This is a genomic window from Georgenia sp. Z1344, from assembly GCF_057652375.1.
This window is the reverse complement of record NZ_CM172728.1, coordinates 1653302-1678249: the sequence shown is the minus strand read 5'-3', so window position 1 is coordinate 1678249 and position 24948 is coordinate 1653302. Positions and strand designations below refer to the sequence as shown.

The following is a 24948-nucleotide window of genomic DNA, read 5'->3' as shown; positions in this document are numbered from 1 at the left end:
GCGCGGGCGCGGCTACCGGTGCGGCCACCCCGCCAGCGCACGGTCGATCGCGGTGCGCGTGCGCGCCGGCACCCGCTCGACCATCTCGACGACCGGCCCGGCGTCGGCGCGCCCTCGACCCGCGGGGAACCTCCACGTCCCGACCGCGACCCCGTCCACGAGGATGGTCGGGCGGAAGACCCCGTTGCGGCCCGGCACGATCGCGTCGAGCATCGCCGCGCTAGCGACGAGGGAGCGGTCCTGGTAACCGAGGATCCACTCGTCGAAGGCGGGGGCGAGGTCGACCCGCGGGGCGCCACGACCGGACGACTCCTCCTCACGACCGGACGCCCGTTCGTCGCGCCCGAGCGCGCCTTCGATCATCCACGCCACCGTCCCGTCGACCTCCACCTCGACGACGTCCTCAGCCTCGGCCGCTGCCCGCCGGACCTGGGTCTTCGGCAGCTTGAGCCACCACGCGAGGTCGGCCTCGGCGACCGGCCCGCGGGCGGCCACGCACCCCCGCAGCACCTGGGCGAGCGCCTGCTCGGGGTCCGCCGCCGACGTCGGGGAGGACGCCGTGAGCAGCTGCTCGGACCCGCCGTCGACGAACGAGCCCCAGTGGACGTCCCCGTCGATCGCGAGGTGCGCGATGAGGTGGTAGCCGCGGCCGGCGTCGGTGGGGATGCCGGCGTCCGTCCACAGCTCGAGCACCTCGGCGCGGGTCCGGGGCCGCTCGGCCAGCGCCGCACCGAGGACCTCCCTTGCGCGTGCGACCACCGCGTCGTCGAGGCCCAGCTCGCCCCGACGCCGAGCGTCCTGACGCTGGATCCGTTCGGCCGTGAGCGAGAGGAGCGTGGCCAGGTGCGCGGGAGTGGTGGCGAAGAGGGTGCCGCGCATCGGCCAGGACCGCACGATCTCGCCGGCGTCGAAGGCGGCGCGCACGTCGTCGAGCGTGGTCCCTGGGCGGGAGCGGATAGCGACGGCACGGAGCACGCCCGCGAGGTCCTGCCCCTGGAGGGCCACGGCGCGGTCGACGACCTCGGTCGGGGACAGGTCGGAACCGGCGAGCAGGTGGGCGTCGAGCCGGGCGCGCCGGGCCTGGTCCGGGCTGAGGCGAGGCGTCATGCCCGGCACGGTAGCGGGCGCGACCCACGGTGACGGACGGGGGTGATCAGCCGGATCGCTCGTCGCCGTTGTCGTCGTCGCCGTGACCGTTGCCGTTGCCGGTGCCGTCGGTCGCGTCCCGCCGACCGCGCAGCTCCTGGTCCTCCGCCCGCACCTGCTCGATGAGCTCGCGCACCTTCTCGATGCTGCTCCAGGTCGGCGCGTCGTCACCGGCGGCCGCGCCCTCGCGTCCTGTGGCTGCGGCAGCGGCCGGGTCCATCAGCCGGTGGAGACCGACGCGCAGGAGCGCGGGATCGACCTCCACGCCACCGAGCGAGAGGACCGCGGTGCCCTGGTCGAGAGCCGTGAGCAGCAAGGAGACCTCCTCGGCCGTCAGGTCCTCGCCGACCGGTCGGCGGTCGGCCACGTAGCCGGAGTAGGTCCGCACGAGGACGCCGATCCGTTCGCCGATCGCCTCGCGCATCGCCGGGTCCCGGGCGGTCGCGCCGATGAACTCGAGCGTGGCGAGCCCGAACGCCTGCGCCGCCTCCGCCGGGGTCGGCTCGTCGGGATCGTGCTCCTCGACCCCGTCGTACGGGGAGGGCGGGTCCTCGAGCCCGTGGCGACCGGGGTACGTCATCGGGTCCCACCCGGCGTCGTCGGCGAACGCGATGTTGTGGTCCATGACGGCGAGGAACAGCTCCGCCTTGCCGGCGAAGTTGGAGTAGACCGCGCCCTTGGAGTAGCCGGCGTCGGCCGCGATCTTCTCGAGGCTGGCGCCGTGGTAGCCGTCGCTCGTGAAGTTCGCGAGGGCCGAGAGGACGAGGTGCCGGCGCGTGTCCTCGCGCTGCTCGGCCCGGGTGCGTCGTCCCGGTGTCGCCGTCTCGTCGTTCGCCATCCCCTCAACCTAGTTGACGTACCGACAGTACGTGGATACTGTCAGTATCGACATACCGTGAGTATGTCGACGCGGCCCGACGGAAGGACAGCCATGGGCGACGCCGTGCTCGAGATCGAGAACCTCACGAGACGCTTCGGGGAGGTGGTGGCGAACGACGGGATCGACCTGCGGGTCCGGCCCGGCGAGGTGGTCGGCCTGCTCGGCCACAACGGGGCCGGGAAGACGACGCTCGTCTCCCAGGTCGTCGGCCTCCTGCGGCCCGACGCCGGAAGGATCACCGTCTCCGGCGTGGACGCGATCGCCCACCCCGCCGTCGCGCGCCGCGCCGTCGCCCTCCAGGGCCAGTCGCAGGCGCCCCTCGACGGACTGAGCCCGCGCTCGGCCATCGAGATCGCCGGGCGCCTCCGAGGGATGAGCCCGCGGCACGCCCGCGCCGCCGCCGACGCCCTCGCCGACGAGCTCGACCTCCACGAGTGGTACACGCGGCGCACCGCCACCGACGGGACCGGGCTGTCCGGCGGCGTCCGCCGGCTCACCGCGTTCGCGATGGCCGCCGTCGCGCCGGTGCCGCTGCTCGTCCTCGACGAGCCGACCAACGACGTCGACGCGTCCCGCCGACGCCGCCTGTGGGACACGGTCCGCCGCATCGGCGACGAGGGCGCCGGGGTCCTGCTCGTCACGCACAACGTGACCGAGGCCGAGCGCGTCGTCGACGAGCTCGTAATCCTCGACCGCGGCCGAGTCGTCGCCGCCGGCTCGCCCGCCCGCATCCGGGGCGGCGAGGACTCCGGGCTGCGTCTCGAGCTCGCCCTCGTGCCGGAGGGCACGGATCCGTCCGACGGCGACGTCCCGGTCACCTTCACGCGCCACGTCCGGGTGGGGCGGCGCGTCCTCCTGACGATCGGGGCGCACGACGCCGAGCGGGCGGTCGCCTGGGCCACCGCCCTGCGCGCCGACGGCCTGATCGACGGCTACACGCTCGCGCCCGTCACCCTCGAGGACGCCTACCTCGGGCTGACCTCGGCGAACCACGACGACGCGGCCGAAGAACGGCCCGGCGCCCTCGCCACGACCGGCTCGGAGGCCGACCATGACTGACACCGCGCTCGCCCCCCGCACGTCCGGCGGCCCGGCGGCGATCCCGCCGCGCGCCGGAACCGGCACGATCCTCGGCACCCTCCTGCGGTGGACGCTCGCGCAGACCGGCCCGATGCTGCCGCTCATCATCGTGGTCCAGGCCCTTCTTGCCGCGGGCATCATCATCGGCTTCGGACTGCTCATCCCCGACGTCGACGGTGGTGAGGCGGCCTTCCTCTCGACGGGTGCCCCCACGGTCCTCCTGCTCACGGTGGGGCTCGTCGTCGTCCCGCAGGGAGTGGCGCAGGCGAAGGCGAACGGGACGTTCACCTACCAGCGGGCGCTCCCGGTGCCGCGCGCCCTCGTCCTCCTCGCCGACCTCCTCGTCTGGCTGCTCGTCGCGCTGCCGGGCGTGGCCGTCGCCGTGATCGTCGCCCAGCTCCGGTTCGACCTCGACCTCGCGATCGACTGGCCCGTGCTCGTGCTGGCGTCGGTGCTCACCGCGCTGACGGCCACGGCCGTCGGGTACGGGATCGCGGTGGTGCTTCCGCCGATGCTCGCGCAGGTGATCAGCCAGGTGCTTGTCTTCTTCGTCCTGCTGTTCTCGCCGATCACGTTCCCCGCCGACCGGCTGCCCGGCTGGTTCCAGGACGTGCACGCATGGCTCCCGGTCCAGCCGGCCGGGGATCTCGTCCGGGCCGGCCTGCTGTCGGAGAGCTACGACGCGAGCGGCCGTGACGTGCTCGTCCTCGGGGTGTGGTGCGTGCTCGGGCTGACGGTCACGCTCCGCGCTCTCGTCAAGCGCGACTGACCGCTCGAGCAGGACGGATGCCGGGCACCCGCGCCGGCCCGGTGCTCGTCGGTGCCGACCGGGACGGGCGCAGCCTCGCACCCGTGGGCGGGACGGGTCAGTGCTGGTTGTACTCCGAGTCCCGCACGAGGGCGCCCCACTCGGTCTCGGCGCCGACCTCGGGGCCGTCGGTCACCGCGATGTGGCTCATGAACGTGTGGCGGCCGGCGCCGTGCCAGTGCCACAGCCCGCCGTGGAAGCGGACGACGTCCCCCTCCCGGAAGACCTGCACCTGGCCCTGCGCGACCTGCACGAGGCACAGGCCCTCGGTGATGTAGATCGTCTGACCCACCGGGTGCATGTGCCAGGCCGTCCGGGCGCCCGGGGCGAAGCGCACCACCGCCGAGTGCACCTTCGACGGCGTGTCACCGGTGGTGATGGGGGTCAGCCACACGTCGCCGGTGAAGCGGTCCTCGGGCCCGCGGACCGCCGCGGCGTTCGAGCGGATGTCCATGATCGTTCCTCTCCTCGGCGCCGCGGGCCGCCGGTGGCGACGCCCGACCGTCGCACCCAGGCTAGCGACGCCGGGTCCTGTTCGGGAGAGGGGCGTGGGAGAGGCTTGTCGGTGGTCGGGATGTGCCGGACGAGGGGTTCGTCGTGGGGAATGTGCCCCCGAAGGGCTGGCGCTCCTGCGGCCGCGGTCGCCACACTTCTTCTGGCAGCGGCGCCCGCGGCTGACCGCCCCGATCGACGGAGATCCGAGATGCTCTCGACCATCGCCACCTACATCGCCTTCCAGGGCCAGACCCGCGAGGCCTTCGAGCACTACCGCGACCTGTTCGGCGGTGAGCTCGAGATCGTCACGTACGGCGACATGCCGATGCCCGGTGTGGACATGCCCGCCGACGCCGTCGCTCACGCCATGCTCGCCACGCCGGCAGGGGTGCTGGCCGGCTCGGACGCCGTCGACGACGGCGAGTACCCCCTGCGCGGCTCTGCCTACTCGTTCCTTCTCACCTTCGACTCGGTCGAGGAGGCGCAGCGGGTCGGCGTCGCCATGCTCGAGGCGGGCGGGAGCGTCCAGATGCCGTTCGAGGAGGCCCCGTGGGGCGACCACTACGGGCAGATGTTCGACCGGTACGGGGTGATGTGGGCGTTCAACGTCGCGGGGACGCCGCCGGCCTGACCGAGGCGCGGGGTCGGCCGAGGCGCGGAGCCGGCCGTCAGCCGCGCGTGGGGCCGATCCCGAGCGGTGGCTTGCGGTCGTGCACCGTGAGGTAGCGGATCCCCTCCGCGCCGGCCGCCACACCGCGGACCGTGCCGCGCGGGAGGTGGACGACGTCGCCGGGAGCGAGCGGGGGTTCGTCGTCGTCGGCCGTGAGAAGTGTGCCGGTGCCGGCGACGACGTGCCAGAGGACGTCGAGCGCCGGACCCTCGTGGGGCTCGATCCGCCCGCCCGGTGGCAGCTGCACGACGTTGGCGTCGAGCCCGCGGTCCGGGCCGGTGAGGTTCCAGAGGGCGCCCGTCGCCCGCCGATCGCCGACCGCGGGGGTGAGTGACGTCGTCGACGTGACGACCCGTGGACGCCTCGATCCGCCTGCCGACATGCCTCGAGAGTATCCGGCGGCGTCATTAGGCTGGCCGGATGACGTACGTGATCGCACAGCCGTGCATCGACGTCCTCGACCGGGCGTGCGTCGACGAGTGCCCGGTGGACTGCATCTACGAGGGCGACCGGATGCTGTACATCCAGCCCGACGAGTGCGTCGACTGCGGGGCCTGCGAGCCCGTCTGCCCCGTCCTTGCCATCTACTACGAGGACGACCTGCCCGAGACCCTGCGGCCGTACCTCGTGGAGAACGCCGGCTTCTTCGACGACACTCTGCCCGGCCGGGACGAGCCCATCGGGTCGCCGGGCGGCGCCCAGCGCCTCGGCCGCCTCGGCGTGGACACCGAGCTCGTCGCGGGCGCCCCGCCGGGAGCGGGCGCACGCGGGCAGTGACTGGACGACACGGGACCGACACCAGGGAGACCACATGGACCGCATCGACCTTGCCGCGCTGACCGAGAAGCACCTCGCCCTCGCCGGTGAGGCCCGGGCCCGTCGGTCCTCGACCGCGCTGGTGGGGGACAAGGACTCCCGCCTCCGGCAGCACCTCATGGTGCTCCTCGCCGGGACCGAGCTGGCCGAGCACGAGAGCCCCGGTGAGGCGACGCTCCAGGTCCTGCGCGGACGGGTGATCCTGCACGCCGGAGACGACGAGGTCGAGCTCGCTGCCGGCGACCTCGCCGAGATCCCGCCCGAGCGGCACGGCGTCCGCGCCCTCGAGGACTCGGCGTGCGTGCTGACGGTCGCCCGCAACCGGGACTGACGGCAGCGGCCGTCGGCCCGGGCGCAGGTGGGGACCTCGGCCCGTGCGAGGCGGAGTGCCACCGCCTACGGTGTCAGCACCGGAGGTGATCGACGATGAGGACGAACCCCAGACTGCTCGCCGTGGCGGCCGCCGCGCTCCTCGCGCTCGGCGCGTGCAGCGAGGACCCGACCGAGGAACCGGACGAGCCGACGACGACCCAGGCGCCCGACGACCCGTCGGGGGGGCCCGGCGAGGAGTTGCCGAGCGGGGAGTCACCGACCGCGGAGAGCCCGACCGGCGAGGCACCGTCGGAGGGGACCGGAGGCACGCCGTCGGACGGAGCGGCCGGCCCGGACCAGGACCCCGACGTCGCAGCCGCGATCAACGAGCTCGCCGCGGACACCGGCAGCGCCGACGCCGACATCGAGGTGGTCTCCCTCGAGGAGGTCACCTGGTCGGACGGGTCGATCGGCTGCCCGACCCCGGGCCAGGCCTACACGCAGGCGCTCGTCGAGGGGCGGCTGCTCGTCCTGACCGTCGACGGCGAGGAGTTCCGGTTCCACGGGGAGGGTGACGGGCCGCTGGCCTACTGCGCCGACCCGATCGACCCGGCCGAGACCGGCGACGCCGTCCAGTAGGGCGCGGCAGCGGTCCACGGGGGAGTGTCGCGCGGACCCTCAGGCCAGCATGTCGCGCACCATCGGGGCGACCGTCGTGCCGTAGAGCTCGATGCTGCGCATGATCTTCTCGTGCGGGAGCCGGCCCGTGCTCACCTTGAGGTCGAACCGCTCGGCGCCGAGCGCGCGCACACCCTCGGCGATCTTCCGCGCGACCGTCTCGGGCGAGCCCACCGCCATCGCGCCGTGCTCGGCCTCGTGCTCGAACGAGGCGCGCGAGGGCCGGCTCCAGCCGCGCTCGCGACCGATCCGCTCGACCTGCTCGACGTAGTGCGGGTAGATCTCCTCCTTTGCCTGATCGTCGCTCTCGGCCACGTGCCCGTAGGAGTGGTAGCCCACCGGCCGCGGCTCGCGCTCCATCTGCTCCAGCGCCCGGCGGTAGAGGTCCGCGAACGGGGCGAAGCGGGGGACCGGCCCGCCGATGATGGCGAGCATGAGGGGCAGATCGTGGTGGGCGGCCCGGACCACCGACTGCGGGCTGCCGCCCACGGCCACCCAGGCCCGCAGCGGCCCGTGCTCGACCGGCGGGTAGACGGTGACCTGGTCGAGGTTCTGGACGTGCGTCCCGCGCCAGGTCACCGGCTGGGCCGTGCGCAGCCGGGAGAACACCTCGAGCTTCTCCTCGAACAGCGCCTCGTAGTCCTCCATGCGGAACCCGAACAGGGGGAACGACTCGGTGAACGAGCCCCGGCCGAGCACCACCTCGGCGCGGCCGGAGCTGATCGCGTCGAGCGTGGAGTACCGCTCGTACACGCGGACCGGGTCGTCCGAGCTGAGCACCGTGACGGCGGACGCCAGGCGGATCCGCTCGGTGCGCGCCGCGATCGCGGCCAGGACCATCTCGGGGGAGGACACCGCGAAGTCGTCCCGGTGGTGCTCCCCGACACCGATCGCGTCGAGCCCGACCTGGTCGGCGAGGACACCCTCCTCCACGACGTTGCGGACCGTCTGGGCATGGCTGAGGAGCTCGCCGTCCGCCCCCATGGTGACGTCGCCGAAGGTGTCGATCCCGAGCTCGAGTGCCATGACAGCGCCAACCCGCGGCGCACCAGGGCTATTCCGGCGCGGAATAGCGCGCCGGGCGGGCGACGTTCCCCCGGCATGACCTTTCCCGTCGGCGGCAGCACCACGACCATCGGCATCGTCGGCGCCGGCCGGCTCGGCACCGCGATCGGCCGGCTCGTCGCCGACGCCGGCTACCGTCTCCTCGTCACCGACCGCCCCGACGCCGCACACCTCGAGCTCGTGGTGGGCAGCGTGCTGCCGGAGGCGCAGCTGGTGGGTCTCGACGAGATTGCCGAGCGGGCCGACGTGGTCGTCCTCGCCGTGCCCATGGCGGCCGCGCGCGGCCTCGACATCGAGGCGTTCCGGGGTGTCGTCGTCGACGCGACCAACGTCTGGTACGACACGGACGCGACGACGGCGCACGAGGTGGGCACGACCGCGACCCTCGCCGCCACGCACCCCCGCGCGAGGATCGTCAAGACCTTCAACCACGCGGCCTACGCGGACCTGCTCGCGGACGCCCGACCGGTGGGCGCCCCCGGGCGCCGGGCCTTCGCGGTGGCCGGCGACGACGTCGATGCGGTGCGCGTGGCCGCCGAGGTCGTCGACCGCGCGGGATTCGATCCGCTACCGGTCCCCGCGTCGGACGCCCACCTGCTCGAGCCGTCCGGCCCCGTGTTCGGCCGCCGGCTCGAGCGCGCCGACCTCGAGGCCGTCCTCGCCGGGGCGCGCGCCGCCTGAACCGCCGGGGGGAGCGACCCGTGTCCCGGCACGACGACGGGGGCCGACCTCGTGGTCGGCCCCCGTCGTCGGTGGGTCAGGAGCGGGTGGTGCCCGTGGTCGGGTCCACCGTGTCGTTGTAGACCGGGGTGTCCTCGGTCGTCACGCCGGTGCCCGCGGCCTGGACCGGAAGGTCGGCAGCCGTGGCGTCGTCCGCGGCGTCAGCCGCGTCGCTCACCTCGCCGGTCTCCGAGGAGCCGCGGTCGGTGAGGTCGGCGGCCTTGTCCTTGACGGCGCCGGCGGCCGACGAGGCGGCGTCCTTCGCCTTGCCCGCGAGGCCCGCGGCCTTGTCACCGAGCGAGCCCGAGGAGTCGGTGGGGCTCGAGACGGTCGTGTCGTCCCAGTACTCCTCGGCCCACGGGTCGTCCACCGGCTGCGTGCGACGCCACACGAGGTAGCCCGCACCGGCGACGGCCGTGCCCACGAGGACCCAGCCGAGCGCCTTGCCGGCGCCGCCCTTCTTCTTGTCGGCGGGCTTCTCCAGCGACGAGCGGGCAGCCTTCGAGGCCTCCTTCGCGCGGTCGGCGATCGGGGCGTCGGACCGGGCGGCCTCGGCGGCCGACTGGGCCGCCTTCTGGACGCGGGGGACGTAGTCGTCCTTCACCTTGTCCCGCGCGGTCGCGGCCGAGGTGCGGGCCTGCTCGATCGTGGGAGCAGCGGCGGTCCGGGCGTCCTCGAAGGCCTTCTGGACCTTGGGGGTCGCCCAGTCGACGCCCTCCTGCGCGAGCTCGGCGGCGCGTGCCCCCGTGATCTTCGCCTGCTCGGAGAGTGCCGTGCCGAGCTCGGCGAGCTTCGCGCCGACGTCGGCCTGCTCGGGCTCCGTCGTCGTGGACGTGCGCTTGGTCTTGCGCGACATGTGCGTATCTCCATTCGTAGCGGTCGTGCGGTCGGGACCCGACCTGCGCGTCGTTCGCGGCGGGCCTGGATCCGCCCCACCCCCATAGTTCCGTATCAGGACCGGTGCTGCCAGTAGACCAGGTGAGTCAGGACACGGACCTGGACAACAGGTGGCTCCCCGGCGGGGTGTCGCCACGCCCCGACCCACCGGGGCAGTCGTGTGCGCGGGCCCCCGACCGTGCGAGGATCGACCCATGGACGCCATCCTCCACACCAATCACGGCGACGTGTCGATCCGACTCTTCCCGAACCACGCCCCCAAGACGGTCAGCAACTTCGTCGAGCTCGCGCGCGGGACCAAGGAGTTCACCGACGCGGAGACCGGCGAGAAGGTCACCCGGCCGTTCTACGACGGCCTCACGTTCCACCGGATCATCCCCAACTTCATGATCCAGGGCGGCTGCCCCGAGGGCACCGGCACCGGTGGCCCGGGCTACACCTTCGACGACGAGATCCACCCCGAGCTCGGCTTCACCGAGCCCTACGTGCTCGCCATGGCCAACGCCGGCAAGCGCATGGGCCACGGCACCAACGGGTCGCAGTTCTTCATCACGACCCAGCCGACCACCTGGCTCCAGGGCAAGCACACGATCTTCGGCGCCGTGACCGACGAGGCCTCGCGCGCCGTCGTCGACGCGATCGGGGCCGTCCCGACCGGTGCCGCCGACCGCCCGGTCGAGCCGGTCGTCATCGAGTCCGTCGAGATCGTCGAGTGACCTCCGCGCCCGGGCCCGACGAGCCGCGCGACCCACGCCGGCCGGACGGCCCGGGCGTGCACGGCGCCGACCCGTACGGCGCCGGTGCCTACGGCGCCGATCCGTACGGGAGAAGCGCCCACGGCGCCGATCCGTACGGGGGCGGCGCGAACGGCCCCGCCGGGCGGGCCGACGCCCCGCCCGGCTCCCCGCACTACGCGCCAGCACCCGGGTTCGGCGCCTACGTCGCACCGGGGCAGCAGCCCCCGCCGCACCCCGTGCCGGGACCCCCGCACCCCGACAACCGGCCGCAGCGCGGCGCCGCCCGGCGCTCGGCGCCCGTCGGTGTCCGCGTGCGTGGCGGGACGCCGTACCTCACCTTCGCCGTCATGGGTGTCCTCGGCGTGGTCTACCTGCTCCAGCGGGCCACCGGCCTGCAGGCCGACCTCCTCTACTGGCCGGCCGTGACCGAGCACGAGCCCTGGCGCATGCTGACGGCTGCCGTCCTCCACGGCGGCCTCGCCCACCTCGCGTTCAACATGTACGCGCTGTGGATCGCCGGACAGGCGCTCGAACCCGTCGTCGGGCGGTGGCGGCTCGCCGTCCTCATGCTCCTCAGCGCGTTCGGCGGCTCGACCGCGGTCCTCCTCCTGTCCGGCGGTCCAGGTGCGGAGGGGTGGGTCACCGGCGTCGTCGGGTTCTCCGGCGCCGTCATGGGCCTGTTCGCCGCCGTCCTCGCGATCCAGCGGAGCGTCGGCCAGGAGTCGAGCCAGCTCCTCGTGCTCCTCGTCATCAACATCGCCATCGGGTTCGTCCCCGGGTGGAACATCTCGTGGGAGGCGCACCTCGGCGGGATGGTGGTCGGGCTCGCGCTCGGCCTGACCTGGTCGACCTGGCGACGCCGGCCGACCGCCGTCGCCGTGCTCTCGTCGGTGGCCGTCGCTGCCGCACTCGTCGCGGCCTGCCTCGTCTACCTCGGCGCCGTCGGGGCCTGAGCCCCGCCGCCTCCACGCTCCCGTGCGTCCGCGCGGGCGGGGAACACACACCTGCGACGCCGCCGTCGGACGATCGCGACTCCTCGCCGCCCCGAGCCTGCGGGCGCCCTGACGCAGTTCGACGCCGGGCCGTGCGTCGTCGTCGGGCACCGTGCTCGCCGTCCACATGTGAACTCACAGCTGTGGAACTACACGGCTGTCATTCGTCCCCAGGTGTGAGTATCCCTGTGGGAATCACACGTTTGTCGTTCGTTCGTCCCCAGCGGCGGGGTCGGGGCGAACGACACGGCTGTCATTCCTCCCCACCTGTGGGTATCCCTGTGGACGGGGAGGGGTCGATCGACCGGTTGCTCGGCGGGAACGTTCTCCGGAGGAGCGGGGAGCGGGTGCCGGCGTCAGCGCCAGCGCAGCGTCATGAGGAACCCGATCATCGCGATGCCGAAGCCGATCGCGAGGTTCCAGTTGCCGATCCCCGGGACCGGGTACGCGGCGGACGTGAGGTAGGTGACGAGGAGGACGACGAGGCCGACGAGCATGAGCGTGACCATCGTGGGCGCCCACCAGCTGGGGCTCGGCTCGCCCGCGGCGGCCGCCTCGAGCTCGGCCTCCTCCTGCGGGGTGCGGCTGACCGGGGAGCCGTCCTTGCGCTTGCGCTTCTTCGAGACCGGCACGTCGTCCTCCAGTGGTGTCCCGCCGTCGGGGCGGGTTGCGGAATGTCTGTGCGCGCACGCGGCGCGACCCGGACCTAGCCTAGTCTTCGAGAGCAGCGGCGACGTCGAGGAGGTGGCCCGATGGCCGGGTTCCGCGTGCCGCCCGCGTCGCTCCGCGTGGCGGCGGTCGGCGTGCTCGCCGGACTCGTCATCGCCGTCAACGCCCGCGACGCCGGGGAGGACCCCGCGCGCGCCGCCACCGACCTCGTCTCGCTCGCCCGCGCGCAGACCACGCGGATCGAGACGCTCGAGGGCGAGAACGAGGAGCTGCGCGAGCAGATCGAGCCCTACCTCGAGAGCCACGACGCCGAGGTCGGCGCGCCCCCGGACGAGGTGCTGGTCGCCGCCGGTGCCGCGCCCGTGAGCGGTCCCGGGGTGGAGGTCGCGCTCGACGACGCGCCGGTCCCGGAGTCCGGGATGCCCGCCGACCGGGTGGCGGACGACTACGTGGTCCACCAGCAGGACGTCGAGGGGGTCATCAACGCGCTGCGGGCCGGGGGCGCGGAGGCGCTCACCGTCCAGGGGCAGCGCCTCCTGCCCACGACCACGGTGCGGTGCGTCGGGAACGTCCTCTACGTCGGCACGCGCGTCTACTCGCCGCCGTTCGTCGTCGGGGCCGTGGGTGACCCCGACGAGCTCACCGACGCCCTCGAGGAGTCCGAGGCCGTCGACGTCTACCGGCAGTGGGTCGAGCTCATCGGGCTGGGCTACACCGTCACGGTCCACGACCAGCTCGACGTCCCGCCGTCGACGTCGGTGTCGACGAGGTACGCCGAGCCGCTCGAGACCGGCGATCCGGGCGCGTCCACCGATCCGGGCGCGGACGACGCGCGTGGCGCCGGGTCCGACGACGCCGAGTCCGGGTCGTGACGGCGCCGAGCTCGTCCACCGGGGATGCGCCGGCGACCGCCGGGAAGGCGCGGGGGACACGGCGCGGCAGGGGGCGACGGCCGTCGCGGGTGTGGGGCGCCGTCGGCGTGCTCGGCGAGCTGCTGCTCACGGCCGGGGTCGTGCTCGGGCTGTACGTCGTGTGGCAGCTCTGGTGGACCGACCTCGAGGGGCACGCCCGTCAGGAGGAGTCCGTGGCCGCCATCGCGGGCGCGATCGGTGCCGCGGCGGACGGGGTCGGCGAGGCACGGACCGACGACGCGCCCCCGTTCGCGTCCGCCGACCTCGAGCTTCCCGACGGGATGACCGCGCTCGGGGTCGTGCACGTCCCCGCGTGGGGGGAGGACCACGCCCTGCCGCTGCTCGAGGGGGTCGGCATGGACGTCATAGACTTCGGTGCGCTCGGGCACTACCCGGGCACGGCGCTGCCGGGCGAGATCGGCAACCACGCGGTCGCCGGGCACCGGCAGACCCACGGTTCCCCGCTCGGCCAGGTCGCCGACCTCGAGGTGGGGGACCCGATCGTCGTCGAGACCGCCGACACCTTCTACGTCTACCGGGTCACGGGCTCGGAGATCGTGCGGCCCTGGGACGTCGAGGTCGTCGCGCCGGTGCCCGGGGACCCGTCCGCGGAGCCGAGCGAACGGCTGATGACCCTGACGACCTGCCACCCCTTCAACTACTCGACCCACCGCTGGATCACCTACACCGAGCTCGACCACTGGGTCGACCGCTCCGACGGGATGCCCGCCGAGCTCGTCGCGGCGTCCGAGGAGGCCTGATGTACGCCGCCATCTTTCGCGCGCTGCCGGGGCCCCGCTGGTTGCGGGCCGTGCTCATGGCGGTGCTGATCCTCGCGGCCGTGGCCGCCCTCTTCGTCTGGGTGTTCCCGTGGGTAGAGTCGATGCTCCCCAGCGCCGACCTGACAGTGGAGTGACCGTGGCCCGCATCCTCGTGGTGGACAACTACGACAGCTTCGTCCACACGATCGTCGGCTACCTCCAGCACCTCGGCGCGGAGACGGACGTGCGACGCAACGACGACGCCGACCTCGACGTCGCGGGGTACGACGGCGTGCTCGTCTCGCCCGGCCCCGGCGTGCCCAAGGAGGCCGGCAGGTCCGGCGAGGTGATCGAGGCGTGCGCCGCGGCCGCGGTGCCCATGCTCGGCGTGTGCCTCGGGCACCAGGTGCTCGCCGAGCTCTACGGCGGGGTGGTCACGCACGCGCCCGAGCTCATGCACGGTCGCACCTCCGAGGTCGAGCACGACGGGACCGGGGTCCACGAGGGCCTCGACAGCCCCTTCACCGCCGCCCGCTACCACTCGCTGGCCGTGGTGCCGGAGTCCGCCCCGGACGAGCTCGTCGTCACCGCGCGCACGCCCGGCGGGGTGATCATGGGGCTCGCCCACCGCGAGCTGCCCCTGCACGGCGTGCAGTACCACCCCGAGTCCGTGATGACGCGGGGCGGGCACCGGCTGCTGGCCAACTGGCTCGAGCTGGCCGGGCAGGGCGGGGCCGTCGCCTCCGCCGCGGGGCTCGCGCCCCTCGTCCGGGCCTGAGCCGCACTCTCGACATCGGGGGCGGGTGCTGACCCGCACTCTCGAGCACGACGACGAGCCGCGCGCCCGGTGCGTGCTCCGTCCCTCCGGGCACGAACCGCTGTGAGTGTGGGGGTGGCTGGTCTGGGACTGGCTGGCAGGGTGGTGGCTGGTCGTTCCGCTCGTGGGTGTGACTCGGCGAACCGCAGACCCCTTGTTGGGGGTGTCTGGAGATTGATCTGTCCGCCCATGGGTGGGGTGGCCGGCACCGTCCTGGCCCATCTCGGAGACCTGATCAGAAGGTTGTCCGCCACTGGTGTGGCGTGACTCGTCACAGTGTTGTCCCGAGGTGACTCCTACCCAGAACGGCACCGGCCACCAGCGACCAGACCATCCACTCATTGGTAGGAAGGACACCAGGCCGCTATGGCTATCGTCGCGCACTCCCATCCGTTCGTCATCGGGGTCGACACCCACGCCCAGACCCATTCGTTGGCGGTGCTGGCCGCCCGCGGCGAGCTGATCGATTCTGCCCAGTTCCCGACCACGCCTGCGGGCATGGCCCGCGCGATCGCCTGGGCCGCTCGCCGCACCGGGGCCGATATGGCCGCGTTGTGGGTCATCGAGGGCGCCGCGTCCTACGGCGCGACCCTGGCCGGCGTTGTCCAGGACGCCGGCTATCAGGTCGTGGAGGCCGCGCGGATGAACCCGCGCGGGAACCGGGGCGTGGGTAAGTCCGATGCCCTGGATGCCTACCGCATCGCGGCCGCCGTCCTCCCGCTTCAGGTCAGCCGGCTGCGGCACCTCCGCGCCGCTAGTGGGGTCCGGGCCGCGCTGCGGGTCCTGCTCACCGCCCGCGAGCAGATGAACAGCGAACGTACCGCGGCCACGAACGCGCTGACCGCGCTGCTGCGCGTCAGCGACCTGGGTATCGATGCGCGCCGGGCCCCGGGCAAGAAGGTGATCGCCATGATCAGCCGGTGGCGCGAGCGCGATGAGGACATCGCCACCGCGACCGCCCGCAGCGAGGCCGTCCGCCTGGCCGCCCAGATCCTGGCCCTGGACGTCGAGCTCGCCACGAACAAGAAGCGCATCACCGTTCTGGTCAAGTCCAGCCTGGCCGCGCCGCTGCTCGAGATGCATGGTGTCGGGCCGATCACCGCGGCCGTGTCACTGACCGTGTTCTCCCACCCGGGCCGGTTGCGTTCCGAGGCCGCGTTCGCGGCCCTGGCCGGGGTCAGCCCGATCCCGGCCTCCTCGGGCAACACCGTGCGACACCGCCTCAACCGCGGGGGCGACCGGCAACTCAACCGCGTCCTGCATACCGCGGTCGTGACCCGGATGAGTCACGACCCCGAGACCCGCGCCTACGTCGAACGCCGCGCCGGCGAGCACCGCACCAAGGCCGAGATCCGCCGCTGCCTCAAGCGCTACCTCGCCCGCCGCATCTACCGCACCCTCAACAGCACCCCCGAACCCACCATGGCCGCTTGACGAAACATAGAAGGATCAATCTCGGTGAGTACGAACCGCAATCTCGACGTGCACCAACCGCAATCTCGACGACGGGGTTGGGGTCAGCCCTCGTCGGTGGGGGACTCCGACGGCGGCTCCGTCGTCGTCGGCTCCTCGGTCTCCTCGGGACCGCGGGAGATCGTCACGTCGACCCGGGTGTCCTGGGGGATGAGCCCGTTGTGCGACTGGCTGATGACCTCCCCGTCGGGCACGTCGTCGGAGAACTCCTCGGTGAACTGGGAGCTGAGATCGAGGTCCCCGAGGATCGTCTCCGCCTCCTCACGGGACAGGCCCGTGAGGTCCTGGAGCTCGACGTTGCCGGACGCGAGGAAGAGGGTGACCTCCGTGTCGCGCGGCACCGACGTGTCGGCAGCGGGGTCGGTGCGCAGCGCATGGTCGGCCGCGGCCCCGGGCTCGTCGACGGTCCGCGTGTTGCCGACGCTGAGCCCGGCCTCCTGGAGGATGTTGCGCGCGTCCTCCTGGCTGAGCCCGGACACGTCGGGGATCAGCACGTCGCCGGGGCCGGCGGACAGGACGATCTCCACGGTGCTCCCGCGGGGCGTGGAGTCGCCGGGTGCCGGGGTCGAGCTGAGGAACAGGTCGGCCTCGACCTCGTCGTCGTTCTGCAGCTCGACGAACTCGGGCTGGAGCTCGACCTCCTGCAGGGCCTCGACGATCTCGGCGCGGTCGAGACCCTCGAGGTCGGGCACCGTGACCTCCTCCGGTCCGGAGGACAGGACGATGTCGACGGCGCTGCCGGACTCGACCGAGGTCCCGGTCTCCGGGCTGGCGCTGAGGAAGAGGCCCTCCTCGACCTCGTCGGACGGCTCCGGGTCGAGGAAGTTGGGGACGAGGTCCTGGTCGTCGAGCGCGGCGGTGATCCCGTCCTCGTCGAGCCCCTCGAGGTCGGGGATCTCGACCATGGTCACGGACGGTGTCGTCTCCTCGTCGCCACCGCCGTTGCCGGTGACGAGCAGGTAGGTGACGACGCCGCCCACCACGAGCAGCGCGGCCAGGAGGATCCACAGCCACGCCCAGGAGCGCTTCGGCTCGTCCTCGACGGGCTGCGGCGTGCGCCGGTAGGGCTCCGGCTCCCCGGCGGGGGCCGCGGCCACCCCGGCGGTCTTCGGGACCACGCGGGTGGGCTCGGCGGTGGCGACGGCCGCGCCCGCGCCGGCGGCGGCCCAGGCCGAGGTCGGCGGGGCGCTCACGTCGCTCCCGCGGGAGGCGGCGAGCAGGTCGCTGCGGAAGTGCGCGGCGTCGGCGTAGCGCTCGTCGCGGTCCTTGGCGAGGGCCTGCATGACGACCCGGTCGAGCGTCTCGGGGATGTCCGAGGCGATCGTCGAGGGGGTCGGCGGGATCTCCCGCACGTGCTGGTAGGCGACGGCGACGGCCGAGTCGCCCGAGAACGGCGGGCGCCCGGTGAGGAGCTCGAAGAGCAGGCAGCCCGTGGAGTAGAGGTCGGAGCGGGTGTCGACCACCTCGCCGCGCGCCTGCTCGGGGGAGAGGTACTGCGCCGTGCCCACGACGGAGTGGGGCTGCGTCATCGTGGCGAAGTTGTCCGAGAGCGCCCGGGCGATCCCGAAGTCCATCACCTTCACGTCCCCCGTGGGCGTGATCATGATGTTCCCGGGCTTGATGTCCCGGTGGACGATGCCCTCGCGGTGGCTGTACTCGAGCGCGTTGAGCACGCCGACCACGATCTCGACGGCCTCGCTGATCGGTACCGGGTCGCCGTCGCCGAGGAGCTCGCGGACCGTGTGGCCCTCGACGTACTCCATGACGATGAACGGGATGCGCCGCTCGTCGGTGCTGCCCGCGCCTACCACGTGCTCGCCGGTGTCGTAGACGGACACGATCGCGGGGTGGTTGAGCCCCGCCGAGGACTGCGCCTCGCGGCGGAACCTGGCGAGGAAGGAGGGGTCTCGCGCGAGGTCCGCGCGGAGCATCTTGATGGCCACCGTGCGCGAGAGCCGGGTGTCCCGGCCGACGTGCACCTCGGCCATCCCACCGCGCCCGATGAGGCCGCCGAGCTCGTACCGGTCCGCCAGCACGAGGGGTCCGTCGGTCCCGTGGTCACTCACGTGCGTCCTCCTTCGCGTTCTCCGCCCGGTCTCCCGCGGCGGGCGCGGTGCCGTCCACTCTACCGACGCCTCCGTCGGTCGCCCGACGAGGGCGTCGGATCTCGTTCAGCGCGTCGCGCAGCCGGCCGGCGGCGGCCGCGGCGGACGCCGGCCGGACGGCCGGGTCCTTCGCCAGCAGGTCCTGCACGACGGCGGCCAGAGGCTCGGGCGCGGCCGTCACCTCGGGCACGGGCTCGCCCACGTGGGCGAGCAGCACGTCGAGCGGTCGCTCGCCGCCGAAGGGCCGCTGACCGGTCAGCGCCTCGAAGGCGACGACCCCGACCGCGTACAGGTCGGCCGCGGGACTCGCGGTGCCGCCCCGCGCGAGCTCGGGCGCCAGGTAATCCGGGGTGCCCATCACCATGCCGGCGGACGTCATCGTCTCCTGCCCCACGGCGCGCGAGATCCCGAAGTCGGTGATCTTCACGGTGCCGCGCGTGGAGACGAGCACGTTCGCCGGCTTGACGTCCCGGTGGACGACCCCGGCGGCGTGCGCGGCCTGGAGGCCGTCGAGGACCTGGACGAGGATGCGGACGACCGAGCTCGGCGTCAGGCTGCCCTCGCGGGCGAGGATGTCCGCCAGGTCGTCGCCCACGACGAGCTCGTGGGTGAGGTAGGCGCCGCCGTCCGCCGCGCGGCCGTGGTCGAGGAGCGCGGCGATGTTGACGTGCCGCAGCCGGGCCGTGTTCTGGGACTCCTTGCGGAAGCGCTCGAGGAAGTGCGGCTGGGCGGCGAGGTCCGGCCGGAGGCACTTGATGGCCACCTGCCTCTCGAGCCGCCGGTCCCGCGCCACCCACACCTCGCCGGACCCGCCGGTGTTGAGGTGCACGGTCAGCTCGTAGCGGTCCACCACGAGGTCGCCGACCGCGAGGCGGGGCCCGGGGACGTCGCCCGGCTGCGGCGAGGGCGGGCGATGTGACTGGTCCGTCACTGGAGCACCGCCTCCATCACGGAGGCGGCGATCGGGGCCGCGATCTGCGCGCCGCCGACCCCCCAGCCCACGTTCCCGCCGTTCTCGACGATGACGGCGACCGCGACCTGGGGGTCGTCCGCCGGGGCGAAGCCGGTGTACCAGGCGTGCGGCGGCGTGTTCGCGTCGATCTCGGCGGAGCCCGTCTTGCCGGCCACGCTCACCCCGGGGATCGCGCCCGGGTTCGAGCTGCCCTGCTCGACGACGTCGATCATCATCGACGTCATCTCCTCGGCCGTGCGCTCGGAGATCGGCTCCGAGAAGACCTCCTCGTCGTGGGTGTCGACCTCCTCGAGGTCCGCCGTCAGGGTGCGCTGGACGAGGTAGGGGGTCATCAGCACGCCGTCGTTGGCGATCGCGGAGGACACCATCGCCATCTGCAGCGGGTGGGTGCGCACCGAGAACTGGCCGATCGAGGACTGGGCGAGCTCGGGCGGCGTCGCGTCCGCGGGGAAGCGGGACGGGGTCACGGGCAGCGGGACGGCGAGCTCCTGACCGAACCCGAACGCCTCCGCCTGCTCGTTGATCTCGTCCGTGCCCAGGTCGACCGCGCCGATGGCGAACGGCGTGTTGCAGCTCTGGACGAGCGCCTGCCGCAGGGTGGTGCTCCCCGACCCGTCGCCGCACGCGGCCTCGCCCGGGTTGTGCATGTAGGTCTGGGTCTGCGGCAGCTGGTACTCGGTCGGCGCCTCGACCATCGAGTCGGCCGTCAGCCCGTTCTCGACCATCGCGGCCGCCGTGACGAGCTTGAACGTGGAGCCCGGCGCGTACTGGTCGCCGCCGATCGCGCGGTTGAGCAGCGGCCGGTCCGGGTCGTTCGCGAGCTCGTCGTAGGCGGTCGTCGCCTCCTCGCGGACGTGGGAGGCCAGCGGGTTCGGGTCGAACGACGGCGAGGAGTACATCGCGAGGATCGCCCCGGTGCGGGGGTCGAGCGCGACGACGGCGCCGCGCTGGTCCCCGAGACCCTCGATGGCGGCCGCCTGCGCCGCGGGGTCGATCGTCAGCTCGAGGGCACCGCCGCGGGGCTGGTTGCCCGTGACGAGCGCCTGGATGCGGGCCACCAGCAGGCCCGGGTCGTTGCCGTTGAGGACCTCGTTCCCGGAGCGCTCGAGGCCCGTCATCGAGGAGTGCACCACGGAGAAGTAGCCGGTCAGGTGCGCGTACGCCGGACCCTGCTCGTAGCGCCGCAGGTAGTTGTACGCGTCGTCCACGGGCTCGGACGTGACGATGGGCGTGCCGGCCACGACGATCGGCCCGCGGTCCCGGCCGAACTCGCGGTAGAACGTGCGCACGTTGCGGCCGTCGGCGTTGAGGTCGCCCGCCTGGGCGAACTGCACGGTCGTCGCCGAGACCATGAGCGCGAGGAACATCAGCGCGATGACCACGGTGAGGCGTCGGATCTGGTCGTTCATCGCCGGTCCTCCTGCTCGCGCGGGTCGCTCCCGGTGTCGTCCTCGGTCTCGTCCTCGGGGAGGAGCGTGGCGCCGGGGTCGTCGGACCGGACGTCGTCCGCGGTCGGCCCGGCGGTCGGTGCCGCGTCCGCGTCGCGGCGGGCGGCGGCCACGGTCGGTCGTTCGTCGTCGTGCCCGGGTGTCCGAGAGGCACCGGCCACCGGCCGGTAGCCCGACCGCGGCGGGTCGCCGAGCGTGTCGCCGCTCTCGTCCTCGTCCGCGGCGTCGTCCCAGGCGTCACCGGTCGCCCGCCACCCGCCCTCGGAGCCTCCGCGGGGCGCCGGGGTGCCGCCGTCCGGGCCGGCTCCGTGGGAGTCCTCCTGCCCGGGTGTCGTCCAGCCGGGCTCCTCGATCGGCGGGGCCGGGGCGTCCCAGGCGGATCCCGCCGCCGCTCCGTCCGCGCCCGCGGTCCCGCTGCCGCCCGCCGCGTCGTCGGGGACGTCCCACACGGGTGCGGGTCCGCCCGCGGCGACGGCGCCCTGGGTGGCGGTCGCGTCGTGCCGGCCGGCGCCGGCGTAGGCCGGGGCGCGGGCGACGTCCGGGGAGGGCGCCGTCGACCCGACGCCGAGCGCGGCGACCGCGGAGGGGTCGGCGACCGGCGCCGGGCGGCGGCCGGCGTCGGAGACGCGCAGCAGGAGCGCGATGATCACCCAGTTCGCCACCAAGGAGGAGCCGCCGAGGGCGAGGAACGGGGTCGTCAGTCCCGTCAGCGGGATGAGCCGGGTCACCCCGCCGACGACGACGAACACCTGCAGCGCCATCGTGAACGCGAGGCCGGCGGCGAGGAGCTTGCCGAAGCCGTCACGAACGGCGATCGAGGCGCGCATGCCGCGCTGCACGACGATGAGGTAGATGAGCAGGATGGCGATGAGGCCGGTCAGGCCGAGCTCCTCGCCGAGCGAGGCCATGATGAAGTCGGACTCGGCGTAGGGCACGAGCTGCGGGTAGCCCAGGCCCCAGCCGGAGCCCATGAGGCCGCCGGACGCGAGGCCGAACAGGCCCTGGACGAGCTGGCCGGAGCCGCCCGGGCTGCGGGAGTACACGGCCGGGTCGAGCGCGTTGAGCCAGACGTCCACGCGGGCCCCGACGTGCGGGAACAGGGTCGCGGCCAGCATCGCGCCGCCGACCGCGAGGAGGCCGCCGAGGACCACCCAGCTGATGCGCTCCGTCGCGAGGTACATGAGGGCGACGAACATGCCGAAGAACAGGACGGCCGTACCGAGGTCGCGCTGGAGGACGAGGACCGCCATGCCGACGCCCCACGCGATGAGGATCGGGCCGAGGTCCCGGGGGCGGGGCAGGTGCATCCCGAGCACCTTCGGGCCCGCGAACGCCAGGTTGTCCCGGTTGGCCACGAGGTAGCCGGCGAAGAAGATCGCGAGCGCGATCTTGGCGACCTCGGCCGGCTGGAAGCTGAGCGGGCCGACGCCGATCCAGATGCGCGCGCCGTTGATGGTGCGGCCGAGCCCGGGGACCATCGGGAGCAGGAGCAGGACGATGCCGACGATCATCGACGTGTAGGTCAGGCCCCGCAGCGCGCGGTGGTCGCGGACGAGGAGCAGCACCGCGAGGCAGAGCCCGATGCCGATGCCCGTCCACATCAGCTGCCGGTCGACCGAGGCGGAGCCCTCCGCGATGTCGATGCGGTGGATCATCGTCAGCCCGATGCCGTTGAGCAGGACCACCGACGGGAGGATGACGGGGTCCGCGTACGGGGCGCGCCAGCGCACCACGAGGTGGGCGACGAGGGCCATCCCCGCGAAGATCCCGCCGCGGACGTGGAGGTCGGTCGGGAGTGCCTCGGTCGTGTTGAGGGCGACCTGGACGTACCCGAGCAGCACGAGCGCGACGGCGAGGGCCAGCAGGCCGAGCTCCGGCCACCGGCCCGACCGGGCGGACTGCTGACGCACGACCGCCATCAGACGGCGCCCCTCACGTGGTCCCGGTGCCGGACTCGCTGCCGGACTCGCTCGGGGACTCGCTGGACGACTCGCTCGGCGACTCGCTGGGCGACTCCTCCGGCGGCTCCTCGGGCACGACGGACTCGCGCAGGTTCTCGACGACGTCCCGGGCCCCGGCCAGCGAGCCGCGGGTGATGGGGGAGTCGAGGCGCTGCTGGGCCAGCGGCGTGAGGTCGTCGACGCGCAGGTCGGTGCGCTCGTGCAGGTCGGAGAAGCCGAGCGGCCCGATGTGCTGGGGGATGCCCCGGTAGATCGCCACGTGGTCGCCCGAGGGCGCGACGAAGTACTGCTGCTGCGTCCACGTCCAGCCGGCGAACGCGCCCGCGCCGAGGAGGACGAGGCCGGCGACGACGCTGAGCAGGACGCGCGGCAGCCGGCGTCGGCGCGGGGTGTCCGGCTCGTCGCCGTCGGGCCCGAGGAGGGCGGCCGCGCGCTCGGCGGACGAGGCACCGGCACCCGTCGCCGCGGTGGTGCCGGTCCCGGTACCGTTCGTCGTCCCGGTGCCCGGTCGCTGCGTGGGGCGCTCGGCTGCGGAGCCCACGACCTGGGGGTCGGCGGACGGAAGGTGGGGGGCGTCGGCCGTGGCGAGGAAGTCGGAGACCACGCAGGTGACGTTGTCCGGCGCCCCGGCGCGCAGCGAGAGGTCGACGAGCGCCTGGGCGGCGGCTCCCGGGTCCTCGGTGTCCCGCAGGGTCTCGGCGATCGTGTCCTTCGAGACCACCCCGAACAGGCCGTCCGAGCACAGCAGCCACCGGTCACCGGGTCGGGCCTCGCGCATCGACTCGTCGAGGTCGACCTCGCCGTCGGTGTCGCCGAGCGCGCGCAGGATCATGTTGCGCTGCGGGTGGCGCTCGGCCTCCTCCAGGGTGAGGCGGCCGGTGGAGACGAGGTACTGGACGAACGTGTGGTCGGTCGTGATCTGGGTGAGCTCGCCGTCGCGCAGGAGGTAGGCGCGCGAGTCGCCGATGTGCACCATCGCGAGCTTGGTGCCCGTGCGCAGCATGGCGATGCACGTGGTGCCCAGACCGGCGAGGTCGGGGTCCGCCGTCGAACGGGCCACGAGGTCGGCGTGCGCGTCCGCCACCGCGCCACGGAGGAGGCCGAGGAGCTCGTCGGCCCCGTGCTCGTCGTCGAGCGGTGCGAGGTGGGCCACCGCGACGGAGCTCGCGATGTCGCCGCCCGCGGGCCCGCCCATGCCGTCCGCGAGGACGAGCAGATGCTCCCCGGCGTAGCCGGAGTCCTGGTTGCTCGAGCGCAGCAGCCCGACGTCGGAGCGGGCGGCGAAGCGGGTGACGATGGGCATCCGCTACCGCCTCAGCTCGATGACGGTCTGACCGATGCGCACCGGGACGCCGGCGGGCACCTGGATCGCCGTGCCGATCCGCTGGCCGGCCACGGTCGTGCCGTTCGTGGAGCCGAGGTCCTCGAGGAACCACTTGCCGTCCCGCGGGAAGAACCGGGCGTGGCGCGAGGAGGCGTAGTCGTCCTCGAGGACGAGCGTGCACGACTCGGCGCGCCCCACGAGGATCGCGGAGCGGGACAGGGGGACCGACGTGCCGGTGAGCGGCCCCTCGGTGACGATGAGCCGGGTCGGGACGTCCCGGCCGGCCGACGGCCGGCCGGGGCCACCGGCGGACCGACCGGTGCGGGAGGGCCGGCCGCGCACGGGGCGGGGCGAGACGCGGGTCCCGAAGATGTCGTTGCGCAGCACGAGCACGGCGAGCAGCACGAACAACCAGAGTCCGGCCAGGTAGCCCACGCGCAGGAGCGTGACGACGAGCTCGTTCACGCGCTCAGACCTCGTCCTCGCCGGTCCAGAACATGATCCGCGAACGACCGAGCGTGATCGTGTTGCCGTCGACCAGCGTGGCGGCGGTGATGCGGTGCCCCTCGACGAACGTGCCGTTGGTCGACCCGAGGTCGGTGGCGATGACGGCCTGCGGCGTCACGGAGATCTCGAGGTGCTTGCGGGAGACCCCGGAGTCGTCGAGCACGATGTCGGACTCCGAGCCGCGGCCGAGGACCGTGACCGGACCGGTGAGGAGATAGCGGCGTCCGTCGATGTCGAGGATCGGGTGCGCCGCGGTGGCCGTCGCGGCGGCCGCGGGCGCCACCGCGCCGCGCCGCGTGGCGGAGCGGACCTGGATGCGCCCGGTGCTCAGCGAGTCGTTGACGACGAAGTCGATGTCCACCGGGCCGACGAAGCTGTAGGACTGCGAGGTGGCGTGCTCGGTCGCGGCCGCCGTCATCTCTCCGGCCAGCGCGTCGTGCCCCCACTCCTGGACGCGCGCCAGGTCGTTCGGGGCGAGCTCGACGTGGAACTCGTTCGGGGCGACCGTGCGGTCGCGGGTCAGCGTGGCTGCCCGCTCGTCCATCTCCCGCCGCACCGCCGAGGCGATCTCGACGGGCTTGACCTCCGAGCGGAAGGCCTTGGAGAACGCCGTGGACACCACGTTCTCCACGCCCTTCTCGAAGCGGTCGAGGATGCCCATCGGTGCGGTGCTCCTTGCTGGTGGTCCGGGCCGCGCCGGGAG

At 73.5% G+C, this 24948-nt stretch carries 28 protein-coding genes; 14 read left to right on the top strand and 14 right to left on the bottom strand.

Annotated elements, in window-relative coordinates:
• Positions 1 to 12: 12 nt before the first annotated feature.
• Complete coding sequence (locus AC24FB_RS07535; RefSeq protein ID WP_425714026.1) at positions 13 to 1107, bottom strand: DNA glycosylase AlkZ-like family protein; 1095 nt, start codon at positions 1105 to 1107, stop codon at positions 13 to 15.
• Positions 1108 to 1153: 46 nt separating this feature from the next.
• Positions 1154 to 1984, bottom strand: coding sequence for a TetR/AcrR family transcriptional regulator (locus tag AC24FB_RS07530; protein WP_425714027.1), 831 nt, complete (start codon positions 1982 to 1984; stop codon positions 1154 to 1156).
• A gap of 93 nt (positions 1985 to 2077) precedes the next feature.
• Between AC24FB_RS07530 and AC24FB_RS07525 the strand changes: the two genes are divergently transcribed.
• Together AC24FB_RS07525 and AC24FB_RS07520 are read left to right on the top strand one after the other, a co-directional pair.
• Positions 2078 to 3085 (top strand): ABC transporter ATP-binding protein, encoded by a 1008-nt coding sequence (locus AC24FB_RS07525; RefSeq protein ID WP_425714028.1) that lies wholly within the window; start codon positions 2078 to 2080, stop codon positions 3083 to 3085.
• A complete protein-coding gene (locus tag AC24FB_RS07520; RefSeq protein WP_425714029.1) occupies positions 3078 to 3875 on the top strand; it encodes an ABC transporter permease in 798 nt (265 codons plus the stop codon). Before AC24FB_RS07525 ends, AC24FB_RS07520 begins: the two co-directional genes overlap by 8 nt.
• A 97-nt stretch (positions 3876 to 3972) precedes the next feature.
• On the opposite strand, the gene AC24FB_RS07515 is transcribed toward AC24FB_RS07520, so the two are convergent.
• Positions 3973 to 4368: a (R)-mandelonitrile lyase gene (locus tag AC24FB_RS07515; RefSeq protein ID WP_425714030.1), complete on the bottom strand. Its 396-nt coding sequence runs from the start codon at positions 4366 to 4368 to the stop codon at positions 3973 to 3975.
• Positions 4369 to 4617: 249 nt separating this feature from the next.
• Between AC24FB_RS07515 and AC24FB_RS07510 the strand changes: the two genes are divergently transcribed.
• Positions 4618 to 5040: a VOC family protein gene (locus AC24FB_RS07510; protein ID WP_425714031.1), complete on the top strand. Its 423-nt coding sequence runs from the start codon at positions 4618 to 4620 to the stop codon at positions 5038 to 5040.
• Positions 5041 to 5077: 37 nt separating this feature from the next.
• Here the strand turns inward: AC24FB_RS07510 and AC24FB_RS07505 are convergent, their stop codons facing one another.
• The gene (locus AC24FB_RS07505) at positions 5078 to 5461 is read right to left on the bottom strand and encodes a cupin domain-containing protein (RefSeq protein ID WP_425714032.1); all 384 of its coding nucleotides are present in this window, start codon (positions 5459 to 5461) and stop codon (positions 5078 to 5080) included.
• 38 nt (positions 5462 to 5499) lie between these two features.
• On the opposite strand from AC24FB_RS07505, the gene fdxA reads away from it, so the two are divergent.
• The 3 genes from fdxA to AC24FB_RS07490 all read left to right on the top strand — a co-directional run bounded on the left by fdxA (position 5500) and on the right by AC24FB_RS07490 (position 6846).
• On the top strand, positions 5500 to 5856 hold the full coding sequence (gene fdxA / locus AC24FB_RS07500) for a ferredoxin (RefSeq protein ID WP_425714033.1): 357 nt from the start codon (positions 5500 to 5502) through the stop codon (positions 5854 to 5856).
• Between the two features lie 34 nt (positions 5857 to 5890).
• Positions 5891 to 6226 (top strand): cupin domain-containing protein, encoded by a 336-nt coding sequence (locus AC24FB_RS07495; protein WP_425714034.1) that lies wholly within the window; start codon positions 5891 to 5893, stop codon positions 6224 to 6226.
• A 95-nt stretch (positions 6227 to 6321) separates the two neighbouring features.
• Positions 6322 to 6846, top strand: coding sequence for a hypothetical protein (locus AC24FB_RS07490; protein WP_425714035.1), 525 nt, complete (start codon positions 6322 to 6324; stop codon positions 6844 to 6846).
• Positions 6847 to 6885: 39 nt separating this feature from the next.
• Here AC24FB_RS07490 and AC24FB_RS07485 read toward each other — a convergent pair whose 3' ends face one another.
• Positions 6886 to 7911 carry an LLM class flavin-dependent oxidoreductase gene (locus tag AC24FB_RS07485; protein ID WP_425714036.1) on the bottom strand — a complete coding sequence of 342 codons (1026 nt, stop codon included), beginning with the start codon at positions 7909 to 7911 and terminating at the stop codon, positions 6886 to 6888.
• A gap of 75 nt (positions 7912 to 7986) precedes the next feature.
• Here AC24FB_RS07485 and AC24FB_RS07480 point away from each other — a divergent pair, with 75 nt between their 5' ends.
• Entirely contained in the window at positions 7987 to 8631 is a 645-nt protein-coding gene (locus AC24FB_RS07480; protein ID WP_425714037.1) for an NADPH-dependent F420 reductase, read from the top strand.
• A gap of 76 nt (positions 8632 to 8707) precedes the next feature.
• On the opposite strand, the gene AC24FB_RS07475 is transcribed toward AC24FB_RS07480, so the two are convergent.
• Positions 8708 to 9526, bottom strand: coding sequence for a hypothetical protein (locus AC24FB_RS07475; RefSeq protein ID WP_425714038.1), 819 nt, complete (start codon positions 9524 to 9526; stop codon positions 8708 to 8710).
• A 235-nt stretch (positions 9527 to 9761) separates the two neighbouring features.
• On the opposite strand from AC24FB_RS07475, the gene AC24FB_RS07470 reads away from it, so the two are divergent.
• Together AC24FB_RS07470 and AC24FB_RS07465 are read left to right on the top strand one after the other, a co-directional pair.
• Entirely contained in the window at positions 9762 to 10283 is a 522-nt protein-coding gene (locus tag AC24FB_RS07470; RefSeq protein ID WP_425714039.1) for a peptidylprolyl isomerase, read from the top strand.
• A complete protein-coding gene (locus AC24FB_RS07465) occupies positions 10280 to 11257 on the top strand; it encodes a rhomboid family intramembrane serine protease (RefSeq protein WP_425714040.1) in 978 nt (325 codons plus the stop codon). The genes AC24FB_RS07470 and AC24FB_RS07465 overlap by 4 nt, the downstream gene beginning before the upstream one ends.
• A gap of 395 nt (positions 11258 to 11652) precedes the next feature.
• On the opposite strand, the gene AC24FB_RS07460 is transcribed toward AC24FB_RS07465, so the two are convergent.
• Positions 11653 to 11928 (bottom strand): cell division protein CrgA, encoded by a 276-nt coding sequence (locus AC24FB_RS07460; protein ID WP_425714041.1) that lies wholly within the window; start codon positions 11926 to 11928, stop codon positions 11653 to 11655.
• A gap of 120 nt (positions 11929 to 12048) precedes the next feature.
• Between AC24FB_RS07460 and AC24FB_RS07455 the strand changes: the two genes are divergently transcribed.
• From AC24FB_RS07455 to AC24FB_RS07435, 5 genes are all read left to right on the top strand, one after another.
• A complete protein-coding gene (locus tag AC24FB_RS07455; protein ID WP_425714042.1) occupies positions 12049 to 12837 on the top strand; it encodes a DUF881 domain-containing protein in 789 nt (262 codons plus the stop codon).
• Positions 12838 to 12926: 89 nt separating this feature from the next.
• Positions 12927 to 13637, top strand: coding sequence for a class E sortase (locus AC24FB_RS07450; RefSeq protein WP_425714043.1), 711 nt, complete (start codon positions 12927 to 12929; stop codon positions 13635 to 13637).
• A complete protein-coding gene (locus AC24FB_RS07445) occupies positions 13637 to 13792 on the top strand; it encodes a hypothetical protein (RefSeq protein ID WP_425714044.1) in 156 nt (51 codons plus the stop codon). The genes AC24FB_RS07450 and AC24FB_RS07445 overlap by 1 nt, the downstream gene beginning before the upstream one ends.
• Before the next feature lie 2 nt (positions 13793 to 13794).
• Positions 13795 to 14415: an anthranilate synthase component II gene (locus tag AC24FB_RS07440; RefSeq protein ID WP_425714045.1), complete on the top strand. Its 621-nt coding sequence runs from the start codon at positions 13795 to 13797 to the stop codon at positions 14413 to 14415.
• Between the two features lie 405 nt (positions 14416 to 14820).
• The gene (locus AC24FB_RS07435; RefSeq protein ID WP_425715765.1) at positions 14821 to 15888 is read left to right on the top strand and encodes an IS110 family RNA-guided transposase; all 1068 of its coding nucleotides are present in this window, start codon (positions 14821 to 14823) and stop codon (positions 15886 to 15888) included.
• An 83-nt stretch (positions 15889 to 15971) separates the two neighbouring features.
• On the opposite strand, the gene pknB is transcribed toward AC24FB_RS07435, so the two are convergent.
• From pknB to AC24FB_RS07400, 7 genes are read right to left on the bottom strand one after another with little or no spacing between them, the layout of a single operon-like run.
• Positions 15972 to 17993, bottom strand: coding sequence for a Stk1 family PASTA domain-containing Ser/Thr kinase (gene pknB, locus AC24FB_RS07430; RefSeq protein ID WP_425715847.1), 2022 nt, complete (start codon positions 17991 to 17993; stop codon positions 15972 to 15974).
• The gene (locus AC24FB_RS07425; RefSeq protein ID WP_425715848.1) at positions 17986 to 18963 is read right to left on the bottom strand and encodes a serine/threonine-protein kinase; all 978 of its coding nucleotides are present in this window, start codon (positions 18961 to 18963) and stop codon (positions 17986 to 17988) included. The genes pknB and AC24FB_RS07425 overlap by 8 nt, the downstream gene beginning before the upstream one ends.
• Positions 18960 to 20414, bottom strand: a complete 1455-nt coding sequence (locus AC24FB_RS07420; protein WP_425715849.1) for a peptidoglycan D,D-transpeptidase FtsI family protein — start codon at positions 20412 to 20414, stop codon at positions 18960 to 18962. Before AC24FB_RS07420 ends, AC24FB_RS07425 begins: the two co-directional genes overlap by 4 nt.
• Positions 20411 to 22372: an FtsW/RodA/SpoVE family cell cycle protein gene (locus AC24FB_RS07415; protein ID WP_487561339.1), complete on the bottom strand. Its 1962-nt coding sequence runs from the start codon at positions 22370 to 22372 to the stop codon at positions 20411 to 20413. Before AC24FB_RS07415 ends, AC24FB_RS07420 begins: the two co-directional genes overlap by 4 nt.
• A 13-nt stretch (positions 22373 to 22385) precedes the next feature.
• On the bottom strand, positions 22386 to 23717 hold the full coding sequence (locus AC24FB_RS07410) for a PP2C family protein-serine/threonine phosphatase (RefSeq protein WP_425715851.1): 1332 nt from the start codon (positions 23715 to 23717) through the stop codon (positions 22386 to 22388).
• A 3-nt stretch (positions 23718 to 23720) separates the two neighbouring features.
• Entirely contained in the window at positions 23721 to 24203 is a 483-nt protein-coding gene (locus AC24FB_RS07405) for an FHA domain-containing protein FhaB/FipA (RefSeq protein WP_425715852.1), read from the bottom strand.
• Between the two features lie 4 nt (positions 24204 to 24207).
• Positions 24208 to 24906 carry an FHA domain-containing protein gene (locus tag AC24FB_RS07400; protein ID WP_425715853.1) on the bottom strand — a complete coding sequence of 233 codons (699 nt, stop codon included), beginning with the start codon at positions 24904 to 24906 and terminating at the stop codon, positions 24208 to 24210.
• Positions 24907 to 24948: the final 42 nt, after the last annotated feature.

Bases quoted from the DNA above. Each gene is read 5' to 3' on its own strand.
- AC24FB_RS07535 (WP_425714026.1), bottom strand. From the start codon at position 1,107: ATGACGCCTCGCCTCAGCCCGGACCAGGCCCGGCGCGCCCGGCTCGAC.
- AC24FB_RS07530 (WP_425714027.1), bottom strand. From the start codon at position 1,984: ATGGCGAACGACGAGACGGCGACACCGGGACGACGCACCCGGGCCGAG.
- AC24FB_RS07525 (WP_425714028.1), top strand. From the start codon at position 2,078: ATGGGCGACGCCGTGCTCGAGATCGAGAACCTCACGAGACGCTTCGGG.
- AC24FB_RS07520 (WP_425714029.1), top strand. From the start codon at position 3,078: ATGACTGACACCGCGCTCGCCCCCCGCACGTCCGGCGGCCCGGCGGCG.
- AC24FB_RS07515 (WP_425714030.1), bottom strand. From the start codon at position 4,368: ATGGACATCCGCTCGAACGCCGCGGCGGTCCGCGGGCCCGAGGACCGC.
- AC24FB_RS07510 (WP_425714031.1), top strand. From the start codon at position 4,618: ATGCTCTCGACCATCGCCACCTACATCGCCTTCCAGGGCCAGACCCGC.
- AC24FB_RS07505 (WP_425714032.1), bottom strand. From the start codon at position 5,461: ATGTCGGCAGGCGGATCGAGGCGTCCACGGGTCGTCACGTCGACGACG.
- fdxA (WP_425714033.1), top strand. From the start codon at position 5,500: ATGACGTACGTGATCGCACAGCCGTGCATCGACGTCCTCGACCGGGCG.
- AC24FB_RS07495 (WP_425714034.1), top strand. From the start codon at position 5,891: ATGGACCGCATCGACCTTGCCGCGCTGACCGAGAAGCACCTCGCCCTC.
- AC24FB_RS07490 (WP_425714035.1), top strand. From the start codon at position 6,322: ATGAGGACGAACCCCAGACTGCTCGCCGTGGCGGCCGCCGCGCTCCTC.
- AC24FB_RS07485 (WP_425714036.1), bottom strand. From the start codon at position 7,911: ATGGCACTCGAGCTCGGGATCGACACCTTCGGCGACGTCACCATGGGG.
- AC24FB_RS07480 (WP_425714037.1), top strand. From the start codon at position 7,987: ATGACCTTTCCCGTCGGCGGCAGCACCACGACCATCGGCATCGTCGGC.
- AC24FB_RS07475 (WP_425714038.1), bottom strand. From the start codon at position 9,526: ATGTCGCGCAAGACCAAGCGCACGTCCACGACGACGGAGCCCGAGCAG.
- AC24FB_RS07470 (WP_425714039.1), top strand. From the start codon at position 9,762: ATGGACGCCATCCTCCACACCAATCACGGCGACGTGTCGATCCGACTC.
- AC24FB_RS07455 (WP_425714042.1), top strand. From the start codon at position 12,049: ATGGCCGGGTTCCGCGTGCCGCCCGCGTCGCTCCGCGTGGCGGCGGTC.
- AC24FB_RS07445 (WP_425714044.1), top strand. From the start codon at position 13,637: ATGTACGCCGCCATCTTTCGCGCGCTGCCGGGGCCCCGCTGGTTGCGG.
- AC24FB_RS07435 (WP_425715765.1), top strand. From the start codon at position 14,821: ATGGCTATCGTCGCGCACTCCCATCCGTTCGTCATCGGGGTCGACACC.
- AC24FB_RS07420 (WP_425715849.1), bottom strand. From the start codon at position 20,414: ATGAACGACCAGATCCGACGCCTCACCGTGGTCATCGCGCTGATGTTC.
- AC24FB_RS07415 (WP_487561339.1), bottom strand. From the start codon at position 22,372: ATGGCGGTCGTGCGTCAGCAGTCCGCCCGGTCGGGCCGGTGGCCGGAG.
- AC24FB_RS07410 (WP_425715851.1), bottom strand. From the start codon at position 23,717: ATGCCCATCGTCACCCGCTTCGCCGCCCGCTCCGACGTCGGGCTGCTG.
- AC24FB_RS07400 (WP_425715853.1), bottom strand. From the start codon at position 24,906: ATGGGCATCCTCGACCGCTTCGAGAAGGGCGTGGAGAACGTGGTGTCC.